Annotated in this window: 19 protein-coding genes; 14 read left to right on the top strand and 5 right to left on the bottom strand. The window is 63.1% G+C overall.

Annotation, left to right across the window (positions count from 1 at the left end; genetic code table 11):
- The first annotated feature begins 125 nt into the window (after positions 1-125).
- The 3 genes from purM (at position 126) to I6E52_RS07155 (ending at position 3705) form a co-directional block, all read left to right on the top strand.
- Positions 126-1232 (top strand): phosphoribosylformylglycinamidine cyclo-ligase, encoded by a 1107-nt coding sequence (purM, locus tag I6E52_RS07165; protein ID WP_197155798.1) that lies wholly within the window; start codon positions 126-128, stop codon positions 1230-1232.
- A 73-nt stretch (positions 1233-1305) separates the two neighbouring features.
- Positions 1306-2205, top strand: coding sequence for an EamA family transporter (locus tag I6E52_RS07160; RefSeq protein ID WP_197155796.1), 900 nt, complete (start codon positions 1306-1308; stop codon positions 2203-2205).
- An 84-nt stretch (positions 2206-2289) separates the two neighbouring features.
- Positions 2290-3705 (top strand): aminotransferase class V-fold PLP-dependent enzyme, encoded by a 1416-nt coding sequence (locus tag I6E52_RS07155; RefSeq protein ID WP_197155794.1) that lies wholly within the window; start codon positions 2290-2292, stop codon positions 3703-3705.
- Between the two features lie 80 nt (positions 3706-3785).
- On the opposite strand, the gene I6E52_RS07150 is transcribed toward I6E52_RS07155, so the two are convergent.
- Positions 3786-4019 carry a DUF3073 domain-containing protein gene (locus I6E52_RS07150; protein ID WP_197106626.1) on the bottom strand — a complete coding sequence of 78 codons (234 nt, stop codon included), beginning with the start codon at positions 4017-4019 and terminating at the stop codon, positions 3786-3788.
- Between the two features lie 155 nt (positions 4020-4174).
- Here I6E52_RS07150 and I6E52_RS07145 point away from each other — a divergent pair, with 155 nt between their 5' ends.
- On the top strand, positions 4175-5296 hold the full coding sequence (locus I6E52_RS07145) for an NAD(P)-binding domain-containing protein (protein WP_197122750.1): 1122 nt from the start codon (positions 4175-4177) through the stop codon (positions 5294-5296).
- A 52-nt stretch (positions 5297-5348) separates the two neighbouring features.
- A complete protein-coding gene (locus tag I6E52_RS07140; RefSeq protein ID WP_197155792.1) occupies positions 5349-6509 on the top strand; it encodes an AAA family ATPase in 1161 nt (386 codons plus the stop codon).
- 57 nt (positions 6510-6566) lie between these two features.
- Here the strand turns inward: I6E52_RS07140 and I6E52_RS07135 are convergent, their stop codons facing one another.
- A complete protein-coding gene (locus tag I6E52_RS07135; RefSeq protein ID WP_197155790.1) occupies positions 6567-7460 on the bottom strand; it encodes a LysR family transcriptional regulator in 894 nt (297 codons plus the stop codon).
- A gap of 126 nt (positions 7461-7586) precedes the next feature.
- Here I6E52_RS07135 and I6E52_RS07130 point away from each other — a divergent pair, with 126 nt between their 5' ends.
- The 3 genes from I6E52_RS07130 to I6E52_RS07120 are packed head-to-tail and all read left to right on the top strand — an operon-like array spanning position 7587 to position 9999.
- Positions 7587-8498, top strand: a complete 912-nt coding sequence (locus tag I6E52_RS07130) for a pseudouridine-5'-phosphate glycosidase (RefSeq protein WP_197155788.1) — start codon at positions 7587-7589, stop codon at positions 8496-8498.
- A 14-nt stretch (positions 8499-8512) separates the two neighbouring features.
- Positions 8513-9385 (top strand): PfkB family carbohydrate kinase, encoded by an 873-nt coding sequence (locus I6E52_RS07125; RefSeq protein WP_197155784.1) that lies wholly within the window; start codon positions 8513-8515, stop codon positions 9383-9385.
- Entirely contained in the window at positions 9382-9999 is a 618-nt protein-coding gene (locus I6E52_RS07120) for a phosphoribosylanthranilate isomerase (protein ID WP_197155782.1), read from the top strand. Before I6E52_RS07125 ends, I6E52_RS07120 begins: the two co-directional genes overlap by 4 nt.
- Before the next feature lie 43 nt (positions 10000-10042).
- Here the strand turns inward: I6E52_RS07120 and I6E52_RS07115 are convergent, their stop codons facing one another.
- Together I6E52_RS07115 and I6E52_RS07110 are read right to left on the bottom strand one after the other, a co-directional pair.
- Positions 10043-10420, bottom strand: coding sequence for a CrcB family protein (locus I6E52_RS07115; protein ID WP_197106620.1), 378 nt, complete (start codon positions 10418-10420; stop codon positions 10043-10045).
- Positions 10417-10812, bottom strand: a complete 396-nt coding sequence (locus I6E52_RS07110) for a CrcB family protein (protein ID WP_197155779.1) — start codon at positions 10810-10812, stop codon at positions 10417-10419. The genes I6E52_RS07115 and I6E52_RS07110 overlap by 4 nt, the downstream gene beginning before the upstream one ends.
- Before the next feature lie 105 nt (positions 10813-10917).
- On the opposite strand from I6E52_RS07110, the gene I6E52_RS07105 reads away from it, so the two are divergent.
- A complete protein-coding gene (locus I6E52_RS07105; protein ID WP_197122766.1) occupies positions 10918-11559 on the top strand; it encodes a hypothetical protein in 642 nt (213 codons plus the stop codon).
- Between the two features lie 47 nt (positions 11560-11606).
- Positions 11607-12392 carry a MerR family transcriptional regulator gene (locus I6E52_RS07100; protein WP_197155777.1) on the top strand — a complete coding sequence of 262 codons (786 nt, stop codon included), beginning with the start codon at positions 11607-11609 and terminating at the stop codon, positions 12390-12392.
- A gap of 77 nt (positions 12393-12469) precedes the next feature.
- On the opposite strand, the gene I6E52_RS07095 is transcribed toward I6E52_RS07100, so the two are convergent.
- Positions 12470-13120: a YitT family protein gene (locus I6E52_RS07095; RefSeq protein WP_197155775.1), complete on the bottom strand. Its 651-nt coding sequence runs from the start codon at positions 13118-13120 to the stop codon at positions 12470-12472.
- Positions 13121-13181: 61 nt separating this feature from the next.
- Between I6E52_RS07095 and I6E52_RS07090 the strand changes: the two genes are divergently transcribed.
- From I6E52_RS07090 to I6E52_RS07075, 4 genes are all read left to right on the top strand, one after another.
- On the top strand, positions 13182-14603 hold the full coding sequence (locus I6E52_RS07090) for a PLP-dependent aminotransferase family protein (protein ID WP_197155773.1): 1422 nt from the start codon (positions 13182-13184) through the stop codon (positions 14601-14603).
- Positions 14604-14761: 158 nt separating this feature from the next.
- Positions 14762-17917, top strand: coding sequence for an efflux RND transporter permease subunit (locus I6E52_RS07085; RefSeq protein ID WP_197155771.1), 3156 nt, complete (start codon positions 14762-14764; stop codon positions 17915-17917).
- Positions 17918-18020: 103 nt separating this feature from the next.
- Positions 18021-18245: a hypothetical protein gene (locus I6E52_RS07080; protein ID WP_197155769.1), complete on the top strand. Its 225-nt coding sequence runs from the start codon at positions 18021-18023 to the stop codon at positions 18243-18245.
- A gap of 356 nt (positions 18246-18601) precedes the next feature.
- Positions 18602-20929, top strand: a complete 2328-nt coding sequence (locus tag I6E52_RS07075) for a DEAD/DEAH box helicase (protein ID WP_197155766.1) — start codon at positions 18602-18604, stop codon at positions 20927-20929.
- Positions 20930-21085: the final 156 nt, after the last annotated feature.

The raw sequence follows: 21085 nt of genomic DNA, 5'->3' as shown, positions 1-21085 counted from the left end.
CCTGAGGTCGTAGAGCGCGTACCCGGTGTGAGTACGGTCTAGCTTCTCACATTCGGCCGTGCTGTTGCTGCGGCCAAGCGGGGGTGCTGCTGCGTGTAAAACCCGCAGACCGGTACGCTTGAGCCGTGACCGAGAACTCTTCTTCCAGCTATGCCGCAGCCGGTGTCGATACCGCTGCTGGTGACCGCGCCGTCGAACTCATGAAGGCGGCCGTCAGTGCCACTCATGGGCCCAACGTGGTCGGAGGGTTCGGCGGCTTCGCTGGCCTCTATGACGCCTCGTTCTTCAAGGACTACAAGCACCCGCTGATGGCAACATCGACGGATGGCGTGGGCACCAAGGTCGCGATCGCTCAGGCTCTCGACAAGCACGACACCATCGGTCAAGACCTCGTCGGCATGGTTGTGGACGACATCGTCGTCGTGGGCGCCAAGCCCCTCTTCATGACGGACTACATTGCGTGCGGCAAGGTCGTTCCCTCGCGCATCGCCGACATCGTTGCCGGCATTGCTCGTGGATGCTCGGCTACCGGTACTGCGCTCGTCGGCGGCGAGACGGCAGAACACCCCGGTCTTCTCGGCCCCGACGACTATGACGTTGCCGGTGCAGCAACCGGCGTGGTTGAAGCCGGATCCCAGCTCGGCCCGCACCTCGTGGCCGATGGCGATGTTGTTATCGCGATGGAGTCCTCGGGCATCCACTCCAACGGTTTCTCTCTCGTGCGCCACATTTTGGCCAACAACAAGGTCGGTTACAGCGACCACCTCAACGAACTCGGCGGAGTCGTCGGCGAAGTTCTCCTCGAGCCGACCCGTCTCTACACAATGCCGCTGCTCAACCTGCTCGACGCTCAGCCCGGTGCTGTGCACTCGCTCAGCCACGTCACCGGTGGTGGCATCGCCGCCAACCTCGCGCGCGTGCTGCCTGTCGGCTCGTGGGTCGAGGTCGAACGCTCGACCTGGTCGCCGCCCACCGTATTCCGCGTGCTGTCTGATCTGGCTGGTTCCAGCCTCGAAAGTGCCGAAGGAACCTGGAACCTCGGGATCGGCATGATCGCGATTGTGGCCGCGGATGCTGCCGACGCAACAATCGCCGCCCTCACTGCCGACGGCATCCCCTCGTGGGAAGTCGGTCGTGTTTCGATGGCCGCCCATGATCTTTCTGGCTTCGAACAGGGAGCCAAGGGCGTCAACGGTGGCGCTGTGCGCCTGAGCGGTTCGTACGCGAACTAGCTTTATCGTTCCGTTGAGCGCGAGCCGCGTTCTTTCCGGTCGTGACCCCGATGCCTATCTGAGGCGATGAACAATGCCGATCCGTTCCATTCTCGCCGCAGTGCTCGTCGCCATCATTTGGGGGCTCAACTTCGTCGTTATCGATGTTGGCCTCGAAGGGATGCCTCCCACGCTGTTTCTAGCGTTGCGCTTCATGGTGGTAATTGTTCCCGCTATCTTCTTCGTGCCGCGGCCGAAGTCGAGGTTTCGCGACGTAGTGCTCATCGGCTCGTTCATGAGCCTCGGGCAGTTCGGCCTGCTCTACACCGCGCTCGCCATCGGCATGCCGCCCGGCCTCGCCTCACTCGTGTTGCAAGCGCAGGTGGTGCTGACGGTGGTGTTCGCCGCCCTCGCGCTGCGTGAAACCCCCACGCGCAGTCAACTGGTCGGAGTCGTGCTCGGCGCCGCGGGCCTGGTCGTGGTGGGAAGCGGGCGCGGGGTAGAAACTCCCGTGCTGGCCTTCTTCGTGACCCTAGCCGCTGCTGCATCGTGGGCCATTGGCAATGTCATCGCACGCCGGGTCGGGCGCATCGGCACCACGTCCTCGCCACTGGCCGGACTCTCGCTCACGGTCTGGTCGGCCCTGGTCGTACCGATCCCGATGCTCGGGCTCGCCTTCGCAATAAATGGGGCGGATGCTGTCGGCTTCGCCCTCACGCATCTCACCGTTCCGCAGCTGCTCTCGACTGCTTACACCGCGTGGCTCGCCAGCCTTGTCGGGTACGGCATCTGGAACACGTTGCTCGCCCGACACGCAGCATCCGCCGTCGTTCCCTTCACGATGCTCGTTCCGCCGATCGGCATGGCCACCGCGTGGTTAGCGCTCGGCGAGGTGCCGACGGTGATCGAAGTTATTGGTGGAGTGATGCTGCTTCTCGGCGTCGCCATCACCACCGGGTTGCTGCGCCGTCGCCGCGGGCGCGCTCTGACCTAGGCAATGACCTCGCGCCAGCAGTGTTTTCGCTGTGCCCCGGGTGCCACCGAAGCGAATCCGGTGCCGTGCGCTTGAATGGGCGCTATGGCAACTAAGCAGCCCGACAACTCGGTTGACGTCGACAACGACGTGCAACTCGCAGAACCCGAACACGAGCACACCGTGGTGGATGAGCAGCACGACGACGCTGATGAGAGCGAGAGCGAGAGCGAGAGCGACAGCGATGTTGTGATCGTGAACGAAGCGGACTCGGAGGATGCCGAGAGCGACGAAGATGGCGACGCCGACGCCGACGGCACGCACCGACCCGAACCGCTGCTGACCCGCGATGGTTCCCCGGCCGCAGCACTGTGGAGCCTGAACTCCCGCTGGCGCCACATCAACCACGGCTCCTTCGGTGCGGTCCCTGTCTTTGCCCAACTGCGTCGTCTCGCCTACCTGCAAGAAACCGAGAGCGCACCGCAGCGTTGGTTCATGGCCGCACCCGAGCGTCTCGCCGAGGCCCGCGCCAACCTTGCCGACTTTATTGGCGTAGATGCCGACCGCTTCGGGTTCGTCCCCAACGCCAGCGCCGGAATGACGGCCGCCATCCGCGCCCTCATGCTGAATGCCGGTGACGAGCTGCTCATCACCGACCACGCCTACGGAGCGGTCGCGTTCTCGGCTCGTCGCGAGGCCCGCCAGCGCGGAGCCAAAGTGCGCACCGTGCCCATCGCTCTCGACGCCACGCCCGAGCACATCCTCACCGTTCTTGGCAAAGCACTCGCCAAGAAGCCGGCTGGCCTCATCATCGACGCCTCAACCTCGGCCACCGCGCGCGAGTTCCCGGTCGCGGCGCTCGCCGAGTTGGCCACGAAGCACGGGGTTCCTCTGCTCGTGGATGCAGCCCATGCCCCGGGAATTCAGCACCGCCCGGCCGAGGGCGTTGCGGCATCCGCCTGGGTCGGTAATTTGCACAAGTTTGCCTGCGGTTTTCGGGGAAGCGCAGTGCTCGTGGCCGAAAAGAAATTCGCTAAAAACCTGTACCCGGTAATCGATTCGTGGGGAATGGATGAGCCCTTCCCCGGTCGATTCGATCACCAGGGCACGTTCGACTACACGCCGTATCTCGCGAGCGTCGACGCCATCACGGGGCTCGAAGCCCGGATTGGCTGGGATTCCATTCGCGGCTACATCGAGTCACTGCTCGACTACTCGACCGACGTTGTCGCCGATGCGCTCGATGCTGCTTCTGGTGAAGAGTCGCGAGTGGATGTCGCAGCCCCCGCTCCGGGAATGCGCCTCTTGCGGCTCCCCGGCGCTCTCGGCACGAGCCATGACGATGCGCAAGCTGTTCGCCAACGCATCACGGACGAACTCGGATTCGAAACCCAAGTCACTAGCTTCCGTGACACCGGCTATCTGCGGCTTTCGGCGCACGCCTACAACACTGCCGATGACTATGAGCGTTTCGCCGAAGACGCTGTGCCGACTCTCGTGGAGTGGTCGCGCGAGCGCTAGCCCGGCACCACGTTAACGCACGAGGCGAGCATCCGACCCCGGAGGGTCTGGTGCTCGCCTCGTGTGCAGAAGGTGCGTAATTAGGCGCTACGAGTTTCCTCGTCGTCCTCGTCATCTTCTTCAACGTCGTATTCGTCGCTGTAGGAACTACCAGCGGAGTACTCCGGCCACTTTTCGCTGTCTTCCGACACCGGAGCAGCGCTTTCTGACCCGCTCAACTCGCGAGCGAGTGCACCATAGTTGGTGTCTGGGCTGAAGTACTTCAAATCCCGAGCAACCTTGGTGTGCTTTGCCTTTTGACGGCCGCGTCCCATTCGAGACCCCCTCATGCTTCTGTCCCGGTGCACTGACGGTGGCCAGCGAACGAGCGAACAGGGATGGATGAAAACTAACCTGAAGTTTAGCACGATGGACAGAAAGGTCTTCGTGGGCGGTGCACAGGTGGGGTGTTCACGGGTAACGTTAGCCCGTGACATCCACCACTGAAACCGACACCTCTGTTGTCGTTATTGGTGCTGGCCAAGCGGGCCTCTCTGTTGCCTACTATTTGCGGCGACTTGGCCTCGACCCCGGCAACGACTTTGTGCTCCTCGACCGCGGCCCCAATACGGGGGGCGCGTGGCAATTCCGTTGGGAAGCGTTGCGCATTGGTTCCGCCCACCGCATCAATGATCTTCCCGGTCTCGACGAGCTGGGGCTCAGCTTTGAGACCGCCGACAAACACATGCCGGCCAAGAAAGTTGTCGCCGACTACTACCGCGCGTATGAAGAGCACTACGGACTGCAGGTCGTGCGCAATGCGGATGTCATCGCCGTCGATAACCTCGGCGAACATCTGAACGTGACCTTCACTCTCGATGGCGAAGAAACAAAAACTGTCAGCACGATGCTCGTCATCAACGCCACGGGCACCTGGGGTGCACCGTTTATTCCGTGGTACCCGGGGCTCAAGTCGTTTGAGGGCCGCCACCTTCACACGAGCGAATACCGCAGCGCCCGCGAGTTCACCGACCAGAGTGTTGTCGTGGTCGGCGGAGGAACGTCAGCGATCGGGTTCCTGCTCGAACTCGAAAACATCGCCAGCAACCTCACCTGGGTGAGCCGTCGCCCCATCGACTTCCTCGAAGACGGCGGCCTCAACCTTGAAGCGCGCAAAGAAGCTGTGCTGGTGCAGGATGAGGCGGCGAGGGCGGGCCGAGCCCTCCCCAGCATTGTCAGTGGCACGGGCGTTCCGCGCACCCGCCGCATCCAAGCCGGAATTGAGCGTGGCGTTTTGACGCCGCGCCCCATGTTTTCGAGCATCGAACCCGGTGGGGTGCGCTGGAAAGACGGCGCCTTCCAGCAGGCGGATGCCATTATTTGGTCAACCGGGTTCCGCCCCGAACTGCGCCACCTTGCTCCGCTGAAACTGCGCGAGAAAGAGGGTGGCGTGGCCGTCGGGCAGGGCGTGGCGTGGAAAGACCCTCGCATCTTCTTCGCCGGATACGGGCCGCAGGCATCCACTATCGGTGCCAACCGTGCGGGGCGGATGATCGCCCGCCAGGCCATCGCGACGCTCAGCAAGATTCAAGCCATGAAAAACGGGCGCTAGCGCGAGCCCAAGGCGTCACAGCAATGACAGCCGCCGTGGCTAAACTCGCGGCATGATTACGACGCTGGCGATCGAGGGGTTTCGTTCCCTGCGGCATCTCGTTATGCCGCTTGGTGGATTGACGGTCATTTCGGGCGCGAACGGCGTCGGTAAGTCGAGTGTGTATCGCAGCCTGCGGTTGCTCTCCGAAGTGGGGCAGAGTGGTGCGATTGCTGCGCTGGCGCGCGAGGGCGGTGTGCAGTCGATGCTGTGGGCTGGCCCCGAAGCGGGTGCCGCAGCTTTGAGGCGCTCGGGGCATCCCGTGCAAGGCACGGTGCGCAAAGATGTCGTGGCGCTCAAGCTGGGCTACGCCGGCACCGAATTTGGGTATGCAGTCGATTTCGGGTTGCCTACTGACCAGCGCACGATGTTCTCCCGCGATCCCGAGATCAAAGCGGAGTCAGTGTTCAGCGGCGCAGTGTTGCGGCCCGCTACCGCGCTGAGCGAACGACGCAATGGTGCTGTTCGAGTGCGGGATGCCGGGGGCGAATGGATCGCGCACGACTACCGACTGCGCCCCACTGAGAGCATGGTGGCATCCTTCGCCGATCCGGGGCTGGCGCCAGAAATGCTCACAGTTCGCAGCAGCTTGGGGTCGTGGCGGTTCTACGACCACTTTCGGACCGACCCCGATGCGCCGGTTCGCCTGCCGCAGCTCGGCACAAACACTCCGGTGTTGAGCCACAGCGGTGTCGATCTTGCCGCTGCGGTTCAGACCATTCGTGAATTCGGTGATGGGGCGCTGCTCGACCGCACGATTGAGCGGGCTTTCGACGGCGCCTCGGTGCGGGTGCAATCGCGCGACGGGCTCTTCTCGCTTGTGATGGAACAACCTGGTCTCTTAAGGCCGCTTGATACCCACGAATTGTCCGACGGTACGCTTCGTTTTCTTATGCTCGTGGCGGCCCTTCTGTCACCGACCCCACCCTCATTGCTCGTCCTGAACGAGCCGGAGACAAGCCTGCACCCCCGGCTTCTTGAGCCGCTCGCCGACCTTATCGAGGCGGCAGCTCGCGCTACCCAAATCGTGGTTGTGTCTCATGCCTCTGCGCTCGTCGACGGCCTAGTGCGCGGCGGAGCGAACGAGATTCACCTCACCAAGAGCGACGGCGAAACCGGGATCGAGGGCCAAGGAATGCTCGATGAGCCACCGTGGAGCTGGCCAAAACGTTGAGCGACACTGGCCGCGGTGGGAATGCCCGCAGCGGGCACTAGCGAAACGCGGGCGTCGCTAGCCAGCGGATGCCACGTCGCGAATGAGTGCGCGAAGTGCGGCAAGCTGAGGCCGGCTGTCGCTCGTGCGCCACTGCATTTCGAGGGGCAGTGTTGCCGGACGGGCCAGCGGAATGGCAACGAGATCCTCGGGCAGGTGGCCGATGAGAGCGGCGGAGACAAGCGAGAACGCGCGCGACTCCGAGAGCAGATAGAGCCGCGAACCCACAATTCGGGGCGGGCTCACCAGAAGCAGCGGGCTCAGCCCACGCGAGGTGCAGATCTCGAGCAAGTAGTCGAAGTAGGCGGGATTCTGTTCGCGCGGCCACAACAGCAGGGGAAGGTCGCCGAGCTCGGGGAGTTCGAGATGGGCGGCATCCGCCAGGGGGTGTTTGCGGCTGATCGCGACGAAGACTTGTTCTTCGGCGAGCACCTCAACGCTGTACCCGTCCATGGTGTCGAGAAAACGGCCGAGTCCGATATCTGCTTGTTCGGCGACGAGGTGGGCGGAGACGCCGCCGGTGTCGACGAGGATGTCTTCGATGCGAGTGGATGCAAGTGACTGTTCGGCTTTGCTGATCACGGCGGGGAGCAGCCGATTCACGATGCTCGGAGACGCCACCACGCGCACGGTGCGCAGGCGGCTCGGTTCGTGCAGCTTCACATCGAGCACGACTTGAGTTGCGTGAGCGAGCAGCTTCTTGCCCTCGGCGGCCATCGCTTCGCCTGCCAGAGTGAGTGTGGCTGATCGCCCGGACCGGTCGAGCAGTGCGACCTCCAGCGCGCGCTCCAGCCGAGTGACTTCTTGGCTCACTGTTGGCTGGGAGATGTGAAGAGCTTCGGCTGCGCGGCCGAAATGCCCGAACTCGGCCACGGCGACAAAGATCTCCACTTGCCGCAGTGTGATTCGCATAGGTTAAACCTATCGAAACTCTCGTGACTCTTTCTGGATTCTTGGCAATCGACTGGTTACGGTGGGGAGAGAGGTACGCCTCCGGCCGAGCATCAGTGAAGAGCACAGCGAAGAAAGAGATTGACTATGTCTGAACCCGTCATCCACGTTTCCCAAGAAGTGCAAGATGCGGTGCGCGAGAACCGCCCCGTTGTCGCTCTCGAATCCACGATCTTCACCCACGGCCTTCCTCGCCCGCGCAACCTCGACGTTGCTCTTGAAGCCGAAGCCGGTCTTCGCGCGCAGGGCGTCACGCCCGCCACGATCGGTGTCTTCAACGGTGTGCCGACTGTCGGCCTCAGCACCGAACAGATCACTGAACTTTCCAACACCGACAAGATTGCCAAGGCCAGCCTTCGCGACCTTCCTGTTGTTCGCGCGCTCGGCATCCACGGTGGCACCACCGTCGCAGCAACCGCGTTCCTCGCCCACCATGCTGGCGTGAAGGTCTTCTCCACCGGCGGCCTCGGTGGCGTTCACCACGGTGCCTCCGAAACTTTCGACGAGTCGGCCGACATGACCACGCTCGCGCAAATCCCGATCCTCGTGATCAGCGCCGGAGTGAAGTCGATTCTCGACATCCCCGCAACCCTCGAACGCTTCGAGACCCTCAACATCCCGGTCATCGGCTACGGCACCACCAAGTACCCGGGCTTCTATGTCACTGACTCAGGCTTCAGCATCGGCTACTCGGTCGACACTCCCGAAGAGGTCGCCGCCGTTGTCACCGCACGCGATGAACTCGGCCTGCCGCAGTCGGTGTTGCTGGCCAACCCCGTCGCCGCCGACAAGCAGCTTCCGCCGGAGCAGCTCGACGACATCCTCGCCCGGGCATGGGCCGAAGCCGAGAAGCAGGGCATCAGCGGCAACGCCTCAACCCCGTTCTTGCTCGACTTCATCCAGAAGGACACCAAGGGCGTCAGCCTGGATGTCAACGTCGAGGTTTACCGCGGCAACGTCTCGCTCGGTGGACTCGTCGCCACGGCGCTCACGCGCTAGCGGCGAGCGAACACGTGCTCGGCATCATTGGCGATCTCGTTGAGGACGTCGTGGTGTGGCTCTCGGAGCCACTCCGCCACGGCACCGACACCGAAGCCGAAATCTTCCACACTCGTGGCGGAAGCGGGGCAAACGTAGCGAGCTTTGCTGGCCGTCTCGGTCCGACCCGGTTCATCGGCTGCGTCGGAAACGACAACCTCGGCACCGCCCTCGTGCAGGACTTGGAAGCGGAAGGCGTTGACGTGCGCGTGCAGCGCAAGCACGTCACCGGCACCGTCATCATCCTGATCGATCAAGACGGCGAACGCAGCATGCTGCCGAACCGAGCTGCGGCGACGATGCTCGACGAGGTGCCTGATGAGTGGCTCGACGGGCTTGAGCTGCTGCACGTGTCGGCCTACTCCTTCAACGGGGCCCCTGTCGGCGATACAGTGATCGACGTCATCCGTCGCGCAAAGAGAAGGGGCATTCTGGTGTCAATCGATGTCTCTTCCACGGGGATGCTCGCCCAGTACGGCATCGACCGCTTCCTTGACCTGATGGTCGATCTGGCTCCCGATTTCCTCATCGGCAACCAGAGCGAAATGGCGTGCCTCGATGTGGTCGTCGACGGAAAACCGGGCACCAATGCAGCGCGCTTGACCGACACGATCATCGTCACCAAAGCGGGTGCCGATCCCACGATCGTGCACCAGCCCGGCAGTGAGCCGCTCACCGTGGCGGTGCCTCCGGTGCCCGCCGTGCGCGACCTCACGGGTGCCGGTGACGCCTTCGCTGCTGGTTTCCTCACGTCGTACCTCGCGACGCACGATTTGCAGAAAGCCTGCGTCGGCGGGCACTCGTCGGCAGCGCTTGTTCTCTGCTCGCCAGGAGCCTCTGCCGGATGACTCATCGTTTCGTGAAGATCTGTGGCATCAGCACTGCGGATGCCACAGCGGCAGTCGCCGACAGCGGCGCCGACGCGATCGGGTTCGTTTTCGCTCCCGGCAGCCCCCGTGAGGTCAGTGCCGAGCACGCGCGTTCCCTCATCGCGGGCTTGCCGTCCACGCTGGAAACGGTTGGCGTCTTTCGCAACCAGCCGATCGAGACGGTGCTCCGCACCGCGAGCGCTGCAGGGGTAGCGACAGTGCAGTTGCACGGTGACGAGACTGAGGCAGAGTTTGACCGGCTGCGGGCAGAGGGCTTCGGCACCATCCGCGCGCTGTCTATCGATGATTACCGCCGACTCAGTCGTGACGGAGTACTGCGCGCCGATGACCGATTGCTGATCGACGCGGTGACGCCGGGCGGCGGAGCAGCGTTTGATCCCACCCTGCTGTCGGATGCTGCGCCTGACGGCTTTTGGATTCTGGCCGGTGGCCTCACCCCGCAGAATGTGGCCGAGCTTGTCGGCATCATGCAGCCGGGAGGCGTTGATGTGTCGAGCGGCGTCGAAGTGAGCCGAGGCGTGAAGGATCCCGCACTGATTCGTGCTTTCGTGGCGGCTGTTCGCGACGCCTGAGCGGCGGGTTAAACCCCACTGGCGACGCAGCCGAGTGATGAGGCTAAGTCGCGAGCGCGATGAGGCCGAAGTAGGTCGCGGCGGCGACGCCGATGCCGAGCACGAGGTTGGCGGCAACGCTAGCGACGGCGGTCTGGAGTCGCTTCATGGTGGCGATCTGCATTGTTTCAACGCTGAGGGTGCTGAAGGTGGTGAGTCCGCCGCAGAGTCCGGTGAGCAGCACGAGCTCGAGGTTGGGGTCGATCGTGCCAATGTGCGCCATGCCAGCCAAGGTGCCGCCGAGGGCAGAACCGATGACGTTGACGACGAGCACGGCCCACGGGAACCGCTTGTTCGGAACAAACGCGCGTGCGGTGAGGTAGCGCAAGACGGCCCCGGCGGCTCCGGCGCCCAGGATCGCAAACACCACGCCCGCGGTCATTCGTTCACCAAGTCAGGACGGCGTGCGCGAGCGAAACCGAGGCGCAGGCCCAGTGCGGCCGCGGCGAGTCCGAGCACCATGGTGGCGGCGAGGTAGATGAGGGCAGGGATGAGCTGGTCGGCACCAATGAGTTGCGCGACGGCGACGGCAAGTGCGGAGAAGGTAGTGAAGGAACCGAGAAGACCGGCGCCTAGGCCGGCACGGGCCCAGACCGGGGCTGGTGTCCACAGCTCGGCGACGACGAGTGCCAGCACGAAACTGCCAACAATATTGGCGATCAGAGTGGAGAGGGGAAACAGCCCATCGTCGGTGGTGAAGGCAAGATCGAGGGCGAACCGCATTCCGGTGCCGATAGCACCGCCAACGGCAACGGCAGCGAGTTCACGGATCATGCGCTGCCTTCCAAGTGCCAGTTCTCGGGTCTGTACTGCCTATACAGTCACCCTATGGCAAGCGGGCGCTGCCCCGCGCCATGCGCGCAGTCCTAGACTGAAGCCATGACCCGAACTGCTGCGCGCCGCCGCCGTTGGCCGTGGATCGTGCTCGCCGTAGTTGTGGTGTTGCTCGTTCCCATCGCCATCATCGTCGTGCCGATTCTCACGCACGAGAGCGCGGGTCAATCGAACCAAGAACTCACGGCTGGCGAATGGCCGCTCTCTGTCACCGCCGAGGGTGATGACGGACGAACCCGCACGCTCAGCGTCGCCGGTGAAAACGGCGAACCCATCGACACCGAAGCACTCGTTCGTGACGAACGGGTGGTCGTGACGGGAACCGGCTACGACGGCACGCAGGGTGTGTACGTTGCCGTGTGCGTCATCCCCGAAACGCCCGCAGGCAAGCCAGGGCCCTGCATCGGCGGAGTGCCGTCGCAGCAGCAAGAAAACGTGGCCGAAGGCACCGTGCAGTGGGCCCCCAGCAACTGGATCAACGCCGACTGGGCGTGGCGACTCTTCGGTGCTCGCAGTTATGACGACACCGCGACCGGCACTTTCACGGCCTACCTCGAGCTCGGTGACCCGCAAGGCGAAGACGCTGACTGCATCACGAACGAGTGCGGCATCTTCACCCGCAACGACCACACCGCGCTCAATGACCGGGTGCAGGATGTCTACGTTCCGGTGAAATTCACCGAATAGCGTCGCGCGCTTGACATTGACGTAACGTCAACCTCTACCGTCGAGGTATGGCACACGACACCCCACCGCTCGCCGAGCGTTCGATCAACGACGTCGCCCGCATCACGGGCACGACATCGCGCACGCTGCGGCACTACGACGACATCGGGCTGCTCACACCAAGCCGGGTCGGCACCAATGGCTACCGCTATTACGACGCGGATGCTCTCGCTCGCCTTCAACGCATTCTGCTGTTGCGCGAACTCGGGCTCGGCCTTCCGGCCATTGCCGAGGTTCTCGCCGGACAACGGGATGACACGGCTGCGCTCAGAGACCATGTGCGCCTGCTCGAAAGCGAGAAGCAGCGCATCGATCGGCTCATTGCATCGGTGAGCACCACCATCCACAAACTCGCAGAAGGAGAGCCACTCATGGCTGAAGAAATGTTCGACGGATTCGACCACACCGCCCATAAGGACGAAGTCGAGCAGCGCTGGGGCGCTGACTCGTATGCGGCGAGTAACACCTGGTGGAAGGCGATGAGCGCGGCCGACCAAGCTGCGTTCGTTGCGGCGCAGAAGCAGCTGGCGGACGACTGGGCCGCTGCGGACGAGCAAGGCACCGACCCCGAGAGCGACTCCGCTCAGGTGCTCGCACAGCGTCAGTTCGACGCGCTTGTCGGCATCCCCGGCACTCCGAGCGAAGGAAAAGCGGGGCCGCCCCGGGAGTATTACCTCGGGCTTGCCGAGATGTATGTCGCTGATCCCCGCTTCGCTCGTAATTACGGAGGGCAGGCGGGTGCCGAGTTCGTACGCGCGGCCATGGTTGCATTTGCGGCCACACGCTGGAGCTAGTCCGCGCCGCTGATCTGTCGCACGTGGGCGGGTTGCGGCGGGTTGCGGGGTGCTCGCGCTGCGCGGGTGCGGCGCCGCTACGGAACGGTGACGTCGGGGCTCGGCTCCGGCGTCTCCACGCTCTCGCCAGAGACGGCGGCCGGCACCATGAGTCGCGGAATAGTGACATGCACGATGGGCCCGATCAGGAGTGCGAACGCGAGGGTGCCCCAGCCGAGGTCGCCACCGAGGAACGCCCCGATGCTCAACACGACAAGTTCAATGCTGCTGCGCACGACCCAAATCTTGCCACCGTAGCGGTGGTGGATGCCCGTCATGAGGCCATCGCGCGGGCCGGGCCCAAAGCGTGCCCCGAGGTAGAGGCCGGTCGCAATTCCGAGCAGCAGCAGGCCGGCGGCAAACACGAGGATGCGCAGGGCGAGTCCCTCAATCTCGGGCAGCATCCAGAGCCCGAGTTGGGCACTCGGTCCGACGAGCGCCACGTTGAAGACTGTTCCGATGCCGGGCTTCTGGCGGATCGGGATCCACAGCAGCAACACCACAAGGCCAATGATGTTGGTAACAAACCCAAAGGGGATGCCGGTGGTGAGCGAGACGCCTTGACCGAGTACATCCCACGGGCCAACTCCAACCTCGGCGCGAATCATCAGAGCAATGGCGAAGCCGTAGAGGAACAGGCCGATGCCGAGCTGAACGATGCGTCGTGTCATGGTGAGGCGGGGAGTCATGTAAGTATCCAATTACGGAATTGGACTCGGAACAAGGGGCCAATCGCGGTATTGTGGCCTCATGAATAGCCTTTCTGCCCGCGCATTGGTCGTGATGATGGGCGAGTGGCGTGCGAGTGGATCGAACGCTGCCTATCTGGCCGTCTCTGACCGCATCCGACTTCTCATCATGGATGGCCGCATTCTGACCTCGACGCGCCTGCCAGCCGAGCGCGAGTTGGCGCTCGCTCTCGGCGTGAGCCGCACCACGGTGACGGCGGCCTATTCGGCGCTGCGTGAGGGCGGTTACGTCGAGAGCACGCGGGGCTCGGGCAGTGTTGCCCAGTTGCCGCATCGCGCAAGCCTGATCCCTGATTCCGCGGCCCCGCAGATGCTCGATTTCAGCAAGTCGACCATTTCGGCCGCTCCCGAGGTGATTGAGGCATCCCGCCATGCCGCCGAACAACTGCCGGCCTATCTGGGGGAGTCGGGCTTCGACCCGGTAGGGATCCCGGTGCTGCGTGAGGCAATCGCTCAGCGCTATGCCGACCGCGGTCTGCCGACAAGCCCCAACCAAATCATGGTGACTCTCGGCGCCCAGCACGCCATCGCCCTGATCTCGCGCACCCTTATGTCGCGCGGTGACCGTGCCCTCATGGAAAACCCGAGCTACCCGCACGCCCTCGACGCGCTCCGGGCAGCTGGCGCGCGACTCGTGCCGGTGGGAGTCTCGACCGAAACCGGCTGGGATGCCATCGCTGTTGAGCAGGCTATCCAGCGCACGAGCCCCTCGCTCGCGTACCTCATGCCTGACTTCCACAACCCGACCGGTCAGTCGATGCCCGAAGAGCTTCGCGAAAAAATACTGACCCTCGCGGAACGCCACGGCACCGCAGTCATCGCCGACGAGACAATGGCCGAACTCGACTTGGATGGCAACGGCATCCGCTTGCCCTTCGCCGCTCACGGCAACGCGATCTCCGTGGGTTCGGTCGGCAAGACAGTGTGGGGCGGTTTGCGCACGGGCTGGATCCGCGCCGACCGCGCCACCATCCGCCAACTCGTTCGTGCTCGCTCCGCCGGTGACCTCGGCACGCCCCTGCTCGAACAACTAGTTGTCACGAACATCCTTGAAACCTTCCCGTCGATTCTGGATGCTCGCCGCACCTCCCTGCGCGCTGGCCGCGAGCACCTCTCCGCTCTGCTCGCCGAGCAACTGCCGTCCTGGCAGGTGCCGCACACCCCCGGCGGAATGACCGCGTGGATCGGCCTCGGCCAACCCGTCAGCTCGCAGCTCGTGCTCGCCGCCCGCAACGAAGGGCTCGTGATCGCGGCCGGTCCGCGGTTCGGTATGGATGGCGCCTTCGAACGCTTCCTGCGCATTCCCTTCAGCGGGGGCGCCGCCGACCTGGAACAGGGCGTCTCGGCGCTCGCCGCAGCGTGGTCGACGGTGATGCGGCATCCGTTCTCGCCAGCGAGCAGTGAATTCGCCAACGTGGTCTAAACCTCACGACGGAGAGAGCGTCGTTTCGGCTTCGCACCTTTAACGCAGATGTAATCTCGCGAGAGTACGCGGAATACTGAGCGTGCTGAGAGAATTGACCTAACCAAGAAGTGGTTTTTGCGACCGCGCCCGCGTTTAACAGCAACGAAAGTTCCCTCGTGCATCTGCTTTCTGTCTTCTCCCTGCGTAACCGAGCCCTCATCGCGCTCGTGACGATCGTTATCGGAATCTTCGGTGGCGTTGCTTTGACGTCGCTCAAGCAAGAGCTCATTCCGTCGCTATCTCTGCCGCAGATCTTCATCGTCTCGACCTACCCGGGCGCATCTCCGGCGGTTGTCGATAAGGACTTGGCAGGCCCGCTCGAGGCCGCCATCCAGGGTGTTGAGGGGCTTGAGTCGACGACCGCAACCTCGAACTCGAACTTCGCCAACATTTCGGCATCCTTCGCATACGGCACCAATATAGCCACTGCCGAGCAGAAGATTCAGCTCGCCATCAACCGCATCTCCGGCCAGCTTCCCGACTCCGCCGACACTCAAGTTTTCACCTTCAACTTCACCGATCTTCCGGTCGTGCAGATCGCAGTCTCGAGCGACCTCGACCCTCTCGAGCTCTCCAGCAAGCTCGAAGCATCCACTCTGGTTGAACTCAATAAGTTGGATGGCGTCAGTGACGCAAGCCTGCTGGGCACGTCTACTCAGCGCCTGGTTATCACTCCCGACCAAGACGAACTGTTCATCAACGGACTGAACAATCAGGACATCATTTCTGCGCTCGATGACAACGGCGTGCTGTTGCCGGCCGGTGAGATCACCGAAGACGGTCAGACCCTCACGGTGCAGGCGGGTCAGCGCATCACGACGGCAGACGGCATTGCCGAACTACCGTTGCTCGGCGGTTCGAACACCGACGTCGTCACCATCTCAGACGTAGCCACCGTCGACGTCATCGACGATCCCGCCACCGGAATCTCGCGCGTTGATGGTGAGCCTTCGCTCACGATCGCGATCACGAAGAGCCCCGCGGGCAACACCGTCGCTGTGTCGCAAGCCGTTCTTGAAGCGATCCCCGACCTCGAGAGTGCCCTCGGCAACAACACCGAGTTCACGGTCGTCTTCGACCAGGCCCCCTTCATCCAAGAATCGATCGACAGCCTCACCACCGAGGGATTGCTCGGTCTTGTCTTCGCCGTGATCGTGATCCTGGTGTTCTTGCTGTCGATTCGATCGACGCTGGTGACCGCGATCTCGATTCCGGCATCCGTTCTCATCACCTTTATCGGTATGCAGGTCTCGGGTTACACCCTCAACATCATCACCCTCGGAGCCCTCACGATCTCGATTGGTCGAGTGGTGGATGACTCGATTGTGGTCATCGAGAACATCAAGAGACACGTCTCAATGGGGGAGCCCAAGCTTCAGGCCATTCAGGCCGCGGTGAAAGAAGTTGCGGGAGCCATCACGGCATCCACCGTGACGACCATCGCGGTGTTCTTGCCGCTCGCTCTTGTCGGCGACATCACGGGAGAGCTGTTCCGCCCGTTCGCGTTGACGACCGCCATCGCGCTCGCCGCATCACTCTTCGTGTCGCTCACGATCGTGCCGGTGCTCGCCTACTGGTTCCTCGGCAACAAGGCTGTGCCGCGCCACACCGAAGACGCTGTGGAGCACGCGCACGCAGCGGGTATGCCTCAGGAAGAGAAGACCAACACCCTGCAGCGTGGCTACCTGCCCGTGATCAAGTGGACGCTCAAGCGCCCCGTTGCCACACTCATGACGGCTGTTCTCCTGCTCGGTGGAACAGTGGCACTCGTGCCGTTCATGAAGACCAACTTCATTGGCGACAGCGGACAAAACACTCTGACGGTCAACCAAACCCTGCCGCTCGGTGCCAGCCTCGAAGCTCGCGACGAAGCCGCCAAGAAGGTTGAAGCGGTTCTCATGGACCTCGACGGCATCGAGACCGTGCAGCTCTCCATCGGTTCCAGCGGCGGCTCGCTGCGGGCCGCGTTCACTGGCAGCGGAGCGAACGCATTCTCGCTCACCACCGACCCCGACCTCGATCAGACCGAGCTGCAAGAAGACGTGCGCGAGGCTGTAGCTGACATCGAGGATGCCGGTGAGATCACGCTTGCCGCCGCATCCAGTGGTTTCGCATCGAGTGACATCGAGATCAACCTCACCGCTACCAGCGATTCCGAACTGCGTGAAGCATCGGATGCCCTGCTCGAGCAGGTGCGCGATCTCGACATCGTTGCTGAAGCCACCAGCAACCTGTCGGAACAGCAGCCGTTCATCTCGATCGTTGTTGACCGTGACAAAGCGGCGAAGGTCGGACTGAGCGAAATTGCAGTCGGTGGAATTGTCACCGGTGCGATGAACCCGAATGCGGTCGGTAGTGCCGTCATTGACGAATCAACGCTCTCGATTTACATTCTCAATGACCTTGCGCCCACCACGATTGAAGAGTTGGAAGACTTCGAGATCCCGGGTGCCACCGGACTCATCCCGCTGACGGATGTCGCCACAGTGTCCGTTGACGACGGCCCCGCGAGCATCACCTCGGTGAAGGGCGTACGCAGTGCGACCCTGAGCGTGACGCCGAGCAGTGACGACGTAGGAACGGCATCCGCTCTGGTTGCTGCCGCTGTTGACGAAGCAGAATTGCCCGCGGGCGCTTCGGCTGAACTGGGTGGTGTCGCGACCGAGCAGACGGATGCGTTCCAGCAGCTTGGCCTCGCGCTCCTGGTCGCAATTCTCATCGTGTACGTCGTAATGGTGGCAACCTTCAAGAGCCTGCGCCAGCCGTTGCTGCTGCTGGTCTCGGTGCCCTTCGCGGCAACCGGTGCCATTGCGCTTCAGGTGATCTCGGGCATCCCGCTCGGTGTCGCTTCGCTCATCGGTGTGCTCATGCTCATCGGTATCGTCGTGACGAATGCCATCGTGCTCGTCGACCTCATCAACCAGTACCGCGTGAAGGGCATGCGTGCTCGCGAAGCCATCATCGAGGGTGCATCGCGTCGACTTCGTCCCATCCTGATGACCGCTGCGGCCACGATCTTCGCGCTCCTTCCGCTGGGCATTGGTGTCACAGGCCAGGGCGGCTTCATTTCGCAACCGCTCGCCATCATCGTGATCGGTGGGCTCGTCTCCTCGACAGTTCTCACCCTCGTGGTACTTCCCGTTCTGTACTACCTCGTTGAGGGAGCCAAGGAACGTCGCGAAGACAAGAAGGCAGCCGGCACCGATCGCAAGAGTCGTCGCGCGGCCAAGAAGGCTGGTCGCGAGACTCCGGTGGTTGCCACCGCAGAGTAATCCTTGAGTGGTCTAGTTTCCCCACGCCGGTTCAGCTGCCGTGGGGAAACAGAATTTCTGTCACGATTGCAACTGGCTTGCCGCAGATAGAAACGGATCACTCATGCTCGACAACATGTCATCGTTCACGACTCTCGCCATACTGCTGCCCGTTGTGCTGCTTCTTGTGGGTGTATTGCTGGTGTACGGCATCATTCGAGCCGCCGTAGTCGGAGCACTGCGCGATCACCACAAGTGGCTCGAGCGTCGCGAGTCGAAGGTGAATTCGCAACCGCAGCCTGTTCAGCAGACTGACCTCCGGGACTTCCCCTACGACCACAACGTTTAGTGAGCCGGCGAAGCTGCCAGTAGCGGCATCCGCTCGAACCTCGCTATTGGGGGCTCGATCGAGTAACGTAGTCAAGTCGGCTCAAGACAGCGCGAAATCTCGCGTATGGGTTTGTAAGTCTTGCGGGCCGGTTTGCCAGTCCATCCAACTGGTGACAATCACACGAATGTATGTGACGGCCTCGGTCAAAGACTGCCCGGGTTCAGTAGTGCAGCGTACGAATACTCAAGCTAATTAGAAGACAGCCAATCGGTTTCTAACCAATCGGTGTCTTGCTAACTAAATGGTGAGTGTTGGCGTGCGCGCGTGCTCCACGCACTAGATGTGTTCCATCTAAGAACAACCCGGAAAGAACAATGCCTAATTTCAATAAGCCTGCCACTGGTCGTGGCAACAAGAACTTCAACTCTGGAGCGCCCAAACGCGGCGGTTCACGCAGCGAAGGTCACCGCGGATTCCGTGCCGATGAGGGCGATGCCCCCAAGCGTCGCTGGAGCGCAGATGACCGCGCTGCTCGCACTGGAGACCGCAAGCCGGGCGGAGCCCGTGGCGGACGCGACGAGCGTCGCCCCGACTGGACTCCTCGCGAAAAGCCTGCCCGTGGTGGACGCCCCGAGGCCGGCGGCCGCGGAGATCGCCCCTCGTATGGTGACCGCCCGCAGCGCAACGAACGTGGCGCCTATGGTGACCGTCCCCAGCGCAGCAATGACCGTCCTTCCTATGGTGACCGCCCCGACCGCGGTGGCCGCCCTTCGTATGGCGACCGCAACGAGCGTCCGCAGCGCAGCAACGATCGCCCGTCTTACGGCGACCGTCCTGACCGTGGTGGCCGTCCGTCATACAACGACCGCAACGACCGCAACGACCGCAACGACCGCAACGAGCGTCCGCAGCGCAGCAACGACCGTCCTTCGTACGGTGACCGCCCCGACCGTGGCGGCAACGCCGGTCGCAGCGAGCGTCCGTCGTACAACGACCGCAACTCGAGCGGCCGTAACGAGCGCCCCTCGTACAACGACCGCAATGCTGGAGGCCGTTCAGAGCGTCCCTCCTACGGTGACCGCCCCGACCGCGGTGGCCGTCCCTCGTACAACGACCGCAACGAGCGTCCGTCGTACAACGATCGCAACGCTGGCCGCACTGAGCGTCCCTCGTACGGTGACCGTGGCGCATCCGCTGGTCGCACCGAGCGCCCGTCGTACAACGACCGTGCTCAGCGCACCGAGCGCCCCGCGTACGGTGACCGTCCCGACCGCGGTGCACGCCCCGAGCGTTCAGAGCGCCCCGCCTACAACGAGCGCCCGCAGCGTTCGGAGCGTCCCGCGTATGGCGACCGTCCCGACCGTGGTTCGCGCCCGTCGTACAACGACCGCAATGACCGCAACGACCGTCCGCAACGTTCCGAGCCGCGCGAAAGCGCCTACTACCCGGCCCGCGATGGCAAGTCGTCGCACTCGCAGCAAGAAGACGTTGTACTTGAGCGCCTCGTAGCCAAGACCGTTACCGCCAGTGATGTTGAAGGCAAGTCCTTCATCGACCTGGGTATCGGCTCGAACATTTCGCGTCAGCTCGCATCCATGGGTGCAGAGTCGCCGTTCCCCATTCAGGCAGCAACCATCCCCGACGTTCTCGCCGGCAAGGATGTTCTTGGCCGCGGAAAGACCGGATCGGGCAAGACCATTGCTTTCGGTGCGCCTCTCGTTGAGCGCCTCATGGAAAACAATGGTGGCAAGGACCGTCAGATGGGCCGCAAGCCGCGCGCCCTCATCCTCGCTCCGACCCGTGAGCTTGCTCAGCAGATCGACCGCACCATTCAGCCCATCGCTCGCAGCGTTGGCCTGTTCACCACGACCATCGTGGGTGGCGTTCCTCAGTACAAGCAGGTTGCAGCCCTCACCCGTGGCGTCGATGTCATCATCGCGACCCCCGGCCGTGTTGAAGACCTCATCGAGCAGGGTCGTCTCGACCTCAGCCAGGTGAAGGTTACTGTTCTCGACGAAGCAGACCACATGTGCGACCTCGGGTTCCTTGAGCCTGTTCAGCGCATTCTGCGGGAGACCAGCGAGGGCGGCCAGAAGCTGCTGTTCTCGGCAACCCTCGACAAGGGTGTTGCCACTCTCGTCAAGGAATTCCTTGTTGACCCGGCCGTGCACGAGGTTGCTGGTGAAGACCAGGCTTCTTCTACGATCGACCACAAGGTTCTGCTCATCGAACAGCGCGACAAGCGTGCGATCATCAAGCAGCTTTCCGCAGGCACGGGCAAGACTCTTGTCTTCACCCGCACGCGTGCGTTTGCTGAAGAGATGGCTGAATTCTTGAGCATGGGTGGAACCCCCGCCACGAGCCTTCACGGTGACCTCAACCAGTCGCGTCGTACCCGCAACCTGCAGATGCTCACAAGCGGCAAGGTCAACGTGCTTGTCGCGACAGACGTTGCAGCCCGCGGCATCCACGTGGATGACATCAGCCTCGTTATTCAGGCCGATGCTCCCGAGGAGTACAAGACGTACCTGCACCGCGCTGGCCGTACCGGTCGCGCAGGCAAGGCCGGAACCGTTGTCACGCTCATCCCGCGCAACCGTCGTCGCAAGATGGACGAACTCCTCGGCCGCGCCGAGATCGATGCAGAGTCGGTCGACGTAGCGCCTGGCGATTCGTTCGTCGACAAGCTGGCTGCGCTCTAACAAGCACCCCGCTCACTCGAGCATAAGAAAGCCCCGGATGCCCCACTCATGTGGTCGGCAGCCGGGGCTTTCTGCGTAGCGGCTGGCGTTCGCGGCACCAGCTCCGAGCGCGAGATCGCCCTCCCACTGCGGAGTAATGTAGCGACTGAAACGGGC

The organism is Salinibacterium sp. NG253 (assembly GCF_015864945.1).
In the GTDB taxonomy this organism is placed as follows: Bacteria; Actinomycetota; Actinomycetes; order Actinomycetales; family Microbacteriaceae; genus Rhodoglobus.
Note: the sequence above shows the minus strand (reverse complement) of the source record. Positions and strands in the feature narration are given on the sequence as shown.

Bases quoted from the DNA above. Each gene is read 5' to 3' on its own strand.
- I6E52_RS07160 (WP_197155796.1), top strand. From the start codon at position 1,306: ATGCCGATCCGTTCCATTCTCGCCGCAGTGCTCGTCGCCATCATTTGG.
- I6E52_RS07155 (WP_197155794.1), top strand. From the start codon at position 2,290: ATGGCAACTAAGCAGCCCGACAACTCGGTTGACGTCGACAACGACGTG.
- I6E52_RS07150 (WP_197106626.1), bottom strand. From the start codon at position 4,019: ATGGGACGCGGCCGTCAAAAGGCAAAGCACACCAAGGTTGCTCGGGAT.
- I6E52_RS07140 (WP_197155792.1), top strand. From the start codon at position 5,349: ATGATTACGACGCTGGCGATCGAGGGGTTTCGTTCCCTGCGGCATCTC.
- I6E52_RS07135 (WP_197155790.1), bottom strand. From the start codon at position 7,460: ATGCGAATCACACTGCGGCAAGTGGAGATCTTTGTCGCCGTGGCCGAG.
- I6E52_RS07130 (WP_197155788.1), top strand. From the start codon at position 7,587: ATGTCTGAACCCGTCATCCACGTTTCCCAAGAAGTGCAAGATGCGGTG.
- I6E52_RS07120 (WP_197155782.1), top strand. From the start codon at position 9,382: ATGACTCATCGTTTCGTGAAGATCTGTGGCATCAGCACTGCGGATGCC.
- I6E52_RS07115 (WP_197106620.1), bottom strand. From the start codon at position 10,420: ATGACCGCGGGCGTGGTGTTTGCGATCCTGGGCGCCGGAGCCGCCGGG.
- I6E52_RS07110 (WP_197155779.1), bottom strand. From the start codon at position 10,812: ATGATCCGTGAACTCGCTGCCGTTGCCGTTGGCGGTGCTATCGGCACC.
- I6E52_RS07105 (WP_197122766.1), top strand. From the start codon at position 10,918: ATGACCCGAACTGCTGCGCGCCGCCGCCGTTGGCCGTGGATCGTGCTC.
- I6E52_RS07100 (WP_197155777.1), top strand. From the start codon at position 11,607: ATGGCACACGACACCCCACCGCTCGCCGAGCGTTCGATCAACGACGTC.
- I6E52_RS07095 (WP_197155775.1), bottom strand. From the start codon at position 13,120: ATGACTCCCCGCCTCACCATGACACGACGCATCGTTCAGCTCGGCATC.
- I6E52_RS07090 (WP_197155773.1), top strand. From the start codon at position 13,182: ATGAATAGCCTTTCTGCCCGCGCATTGGTCGTGATGATGGGCGAGTGG.
- I6E52_RS07080 (WP_197155769.1), top strand. From the start codon at position 18,021: ATGCTCGACAACATGTCATCGTTCACGACTCTCGCCATACTGCTGCCC.
- I6E52_RS07075 (WP_197155766.1), top strand. From the start codon at position 18,602: ATGCCTAATTTCAATAAGCCTGCCACTGGTCGTGGCAACAAGAACTTC.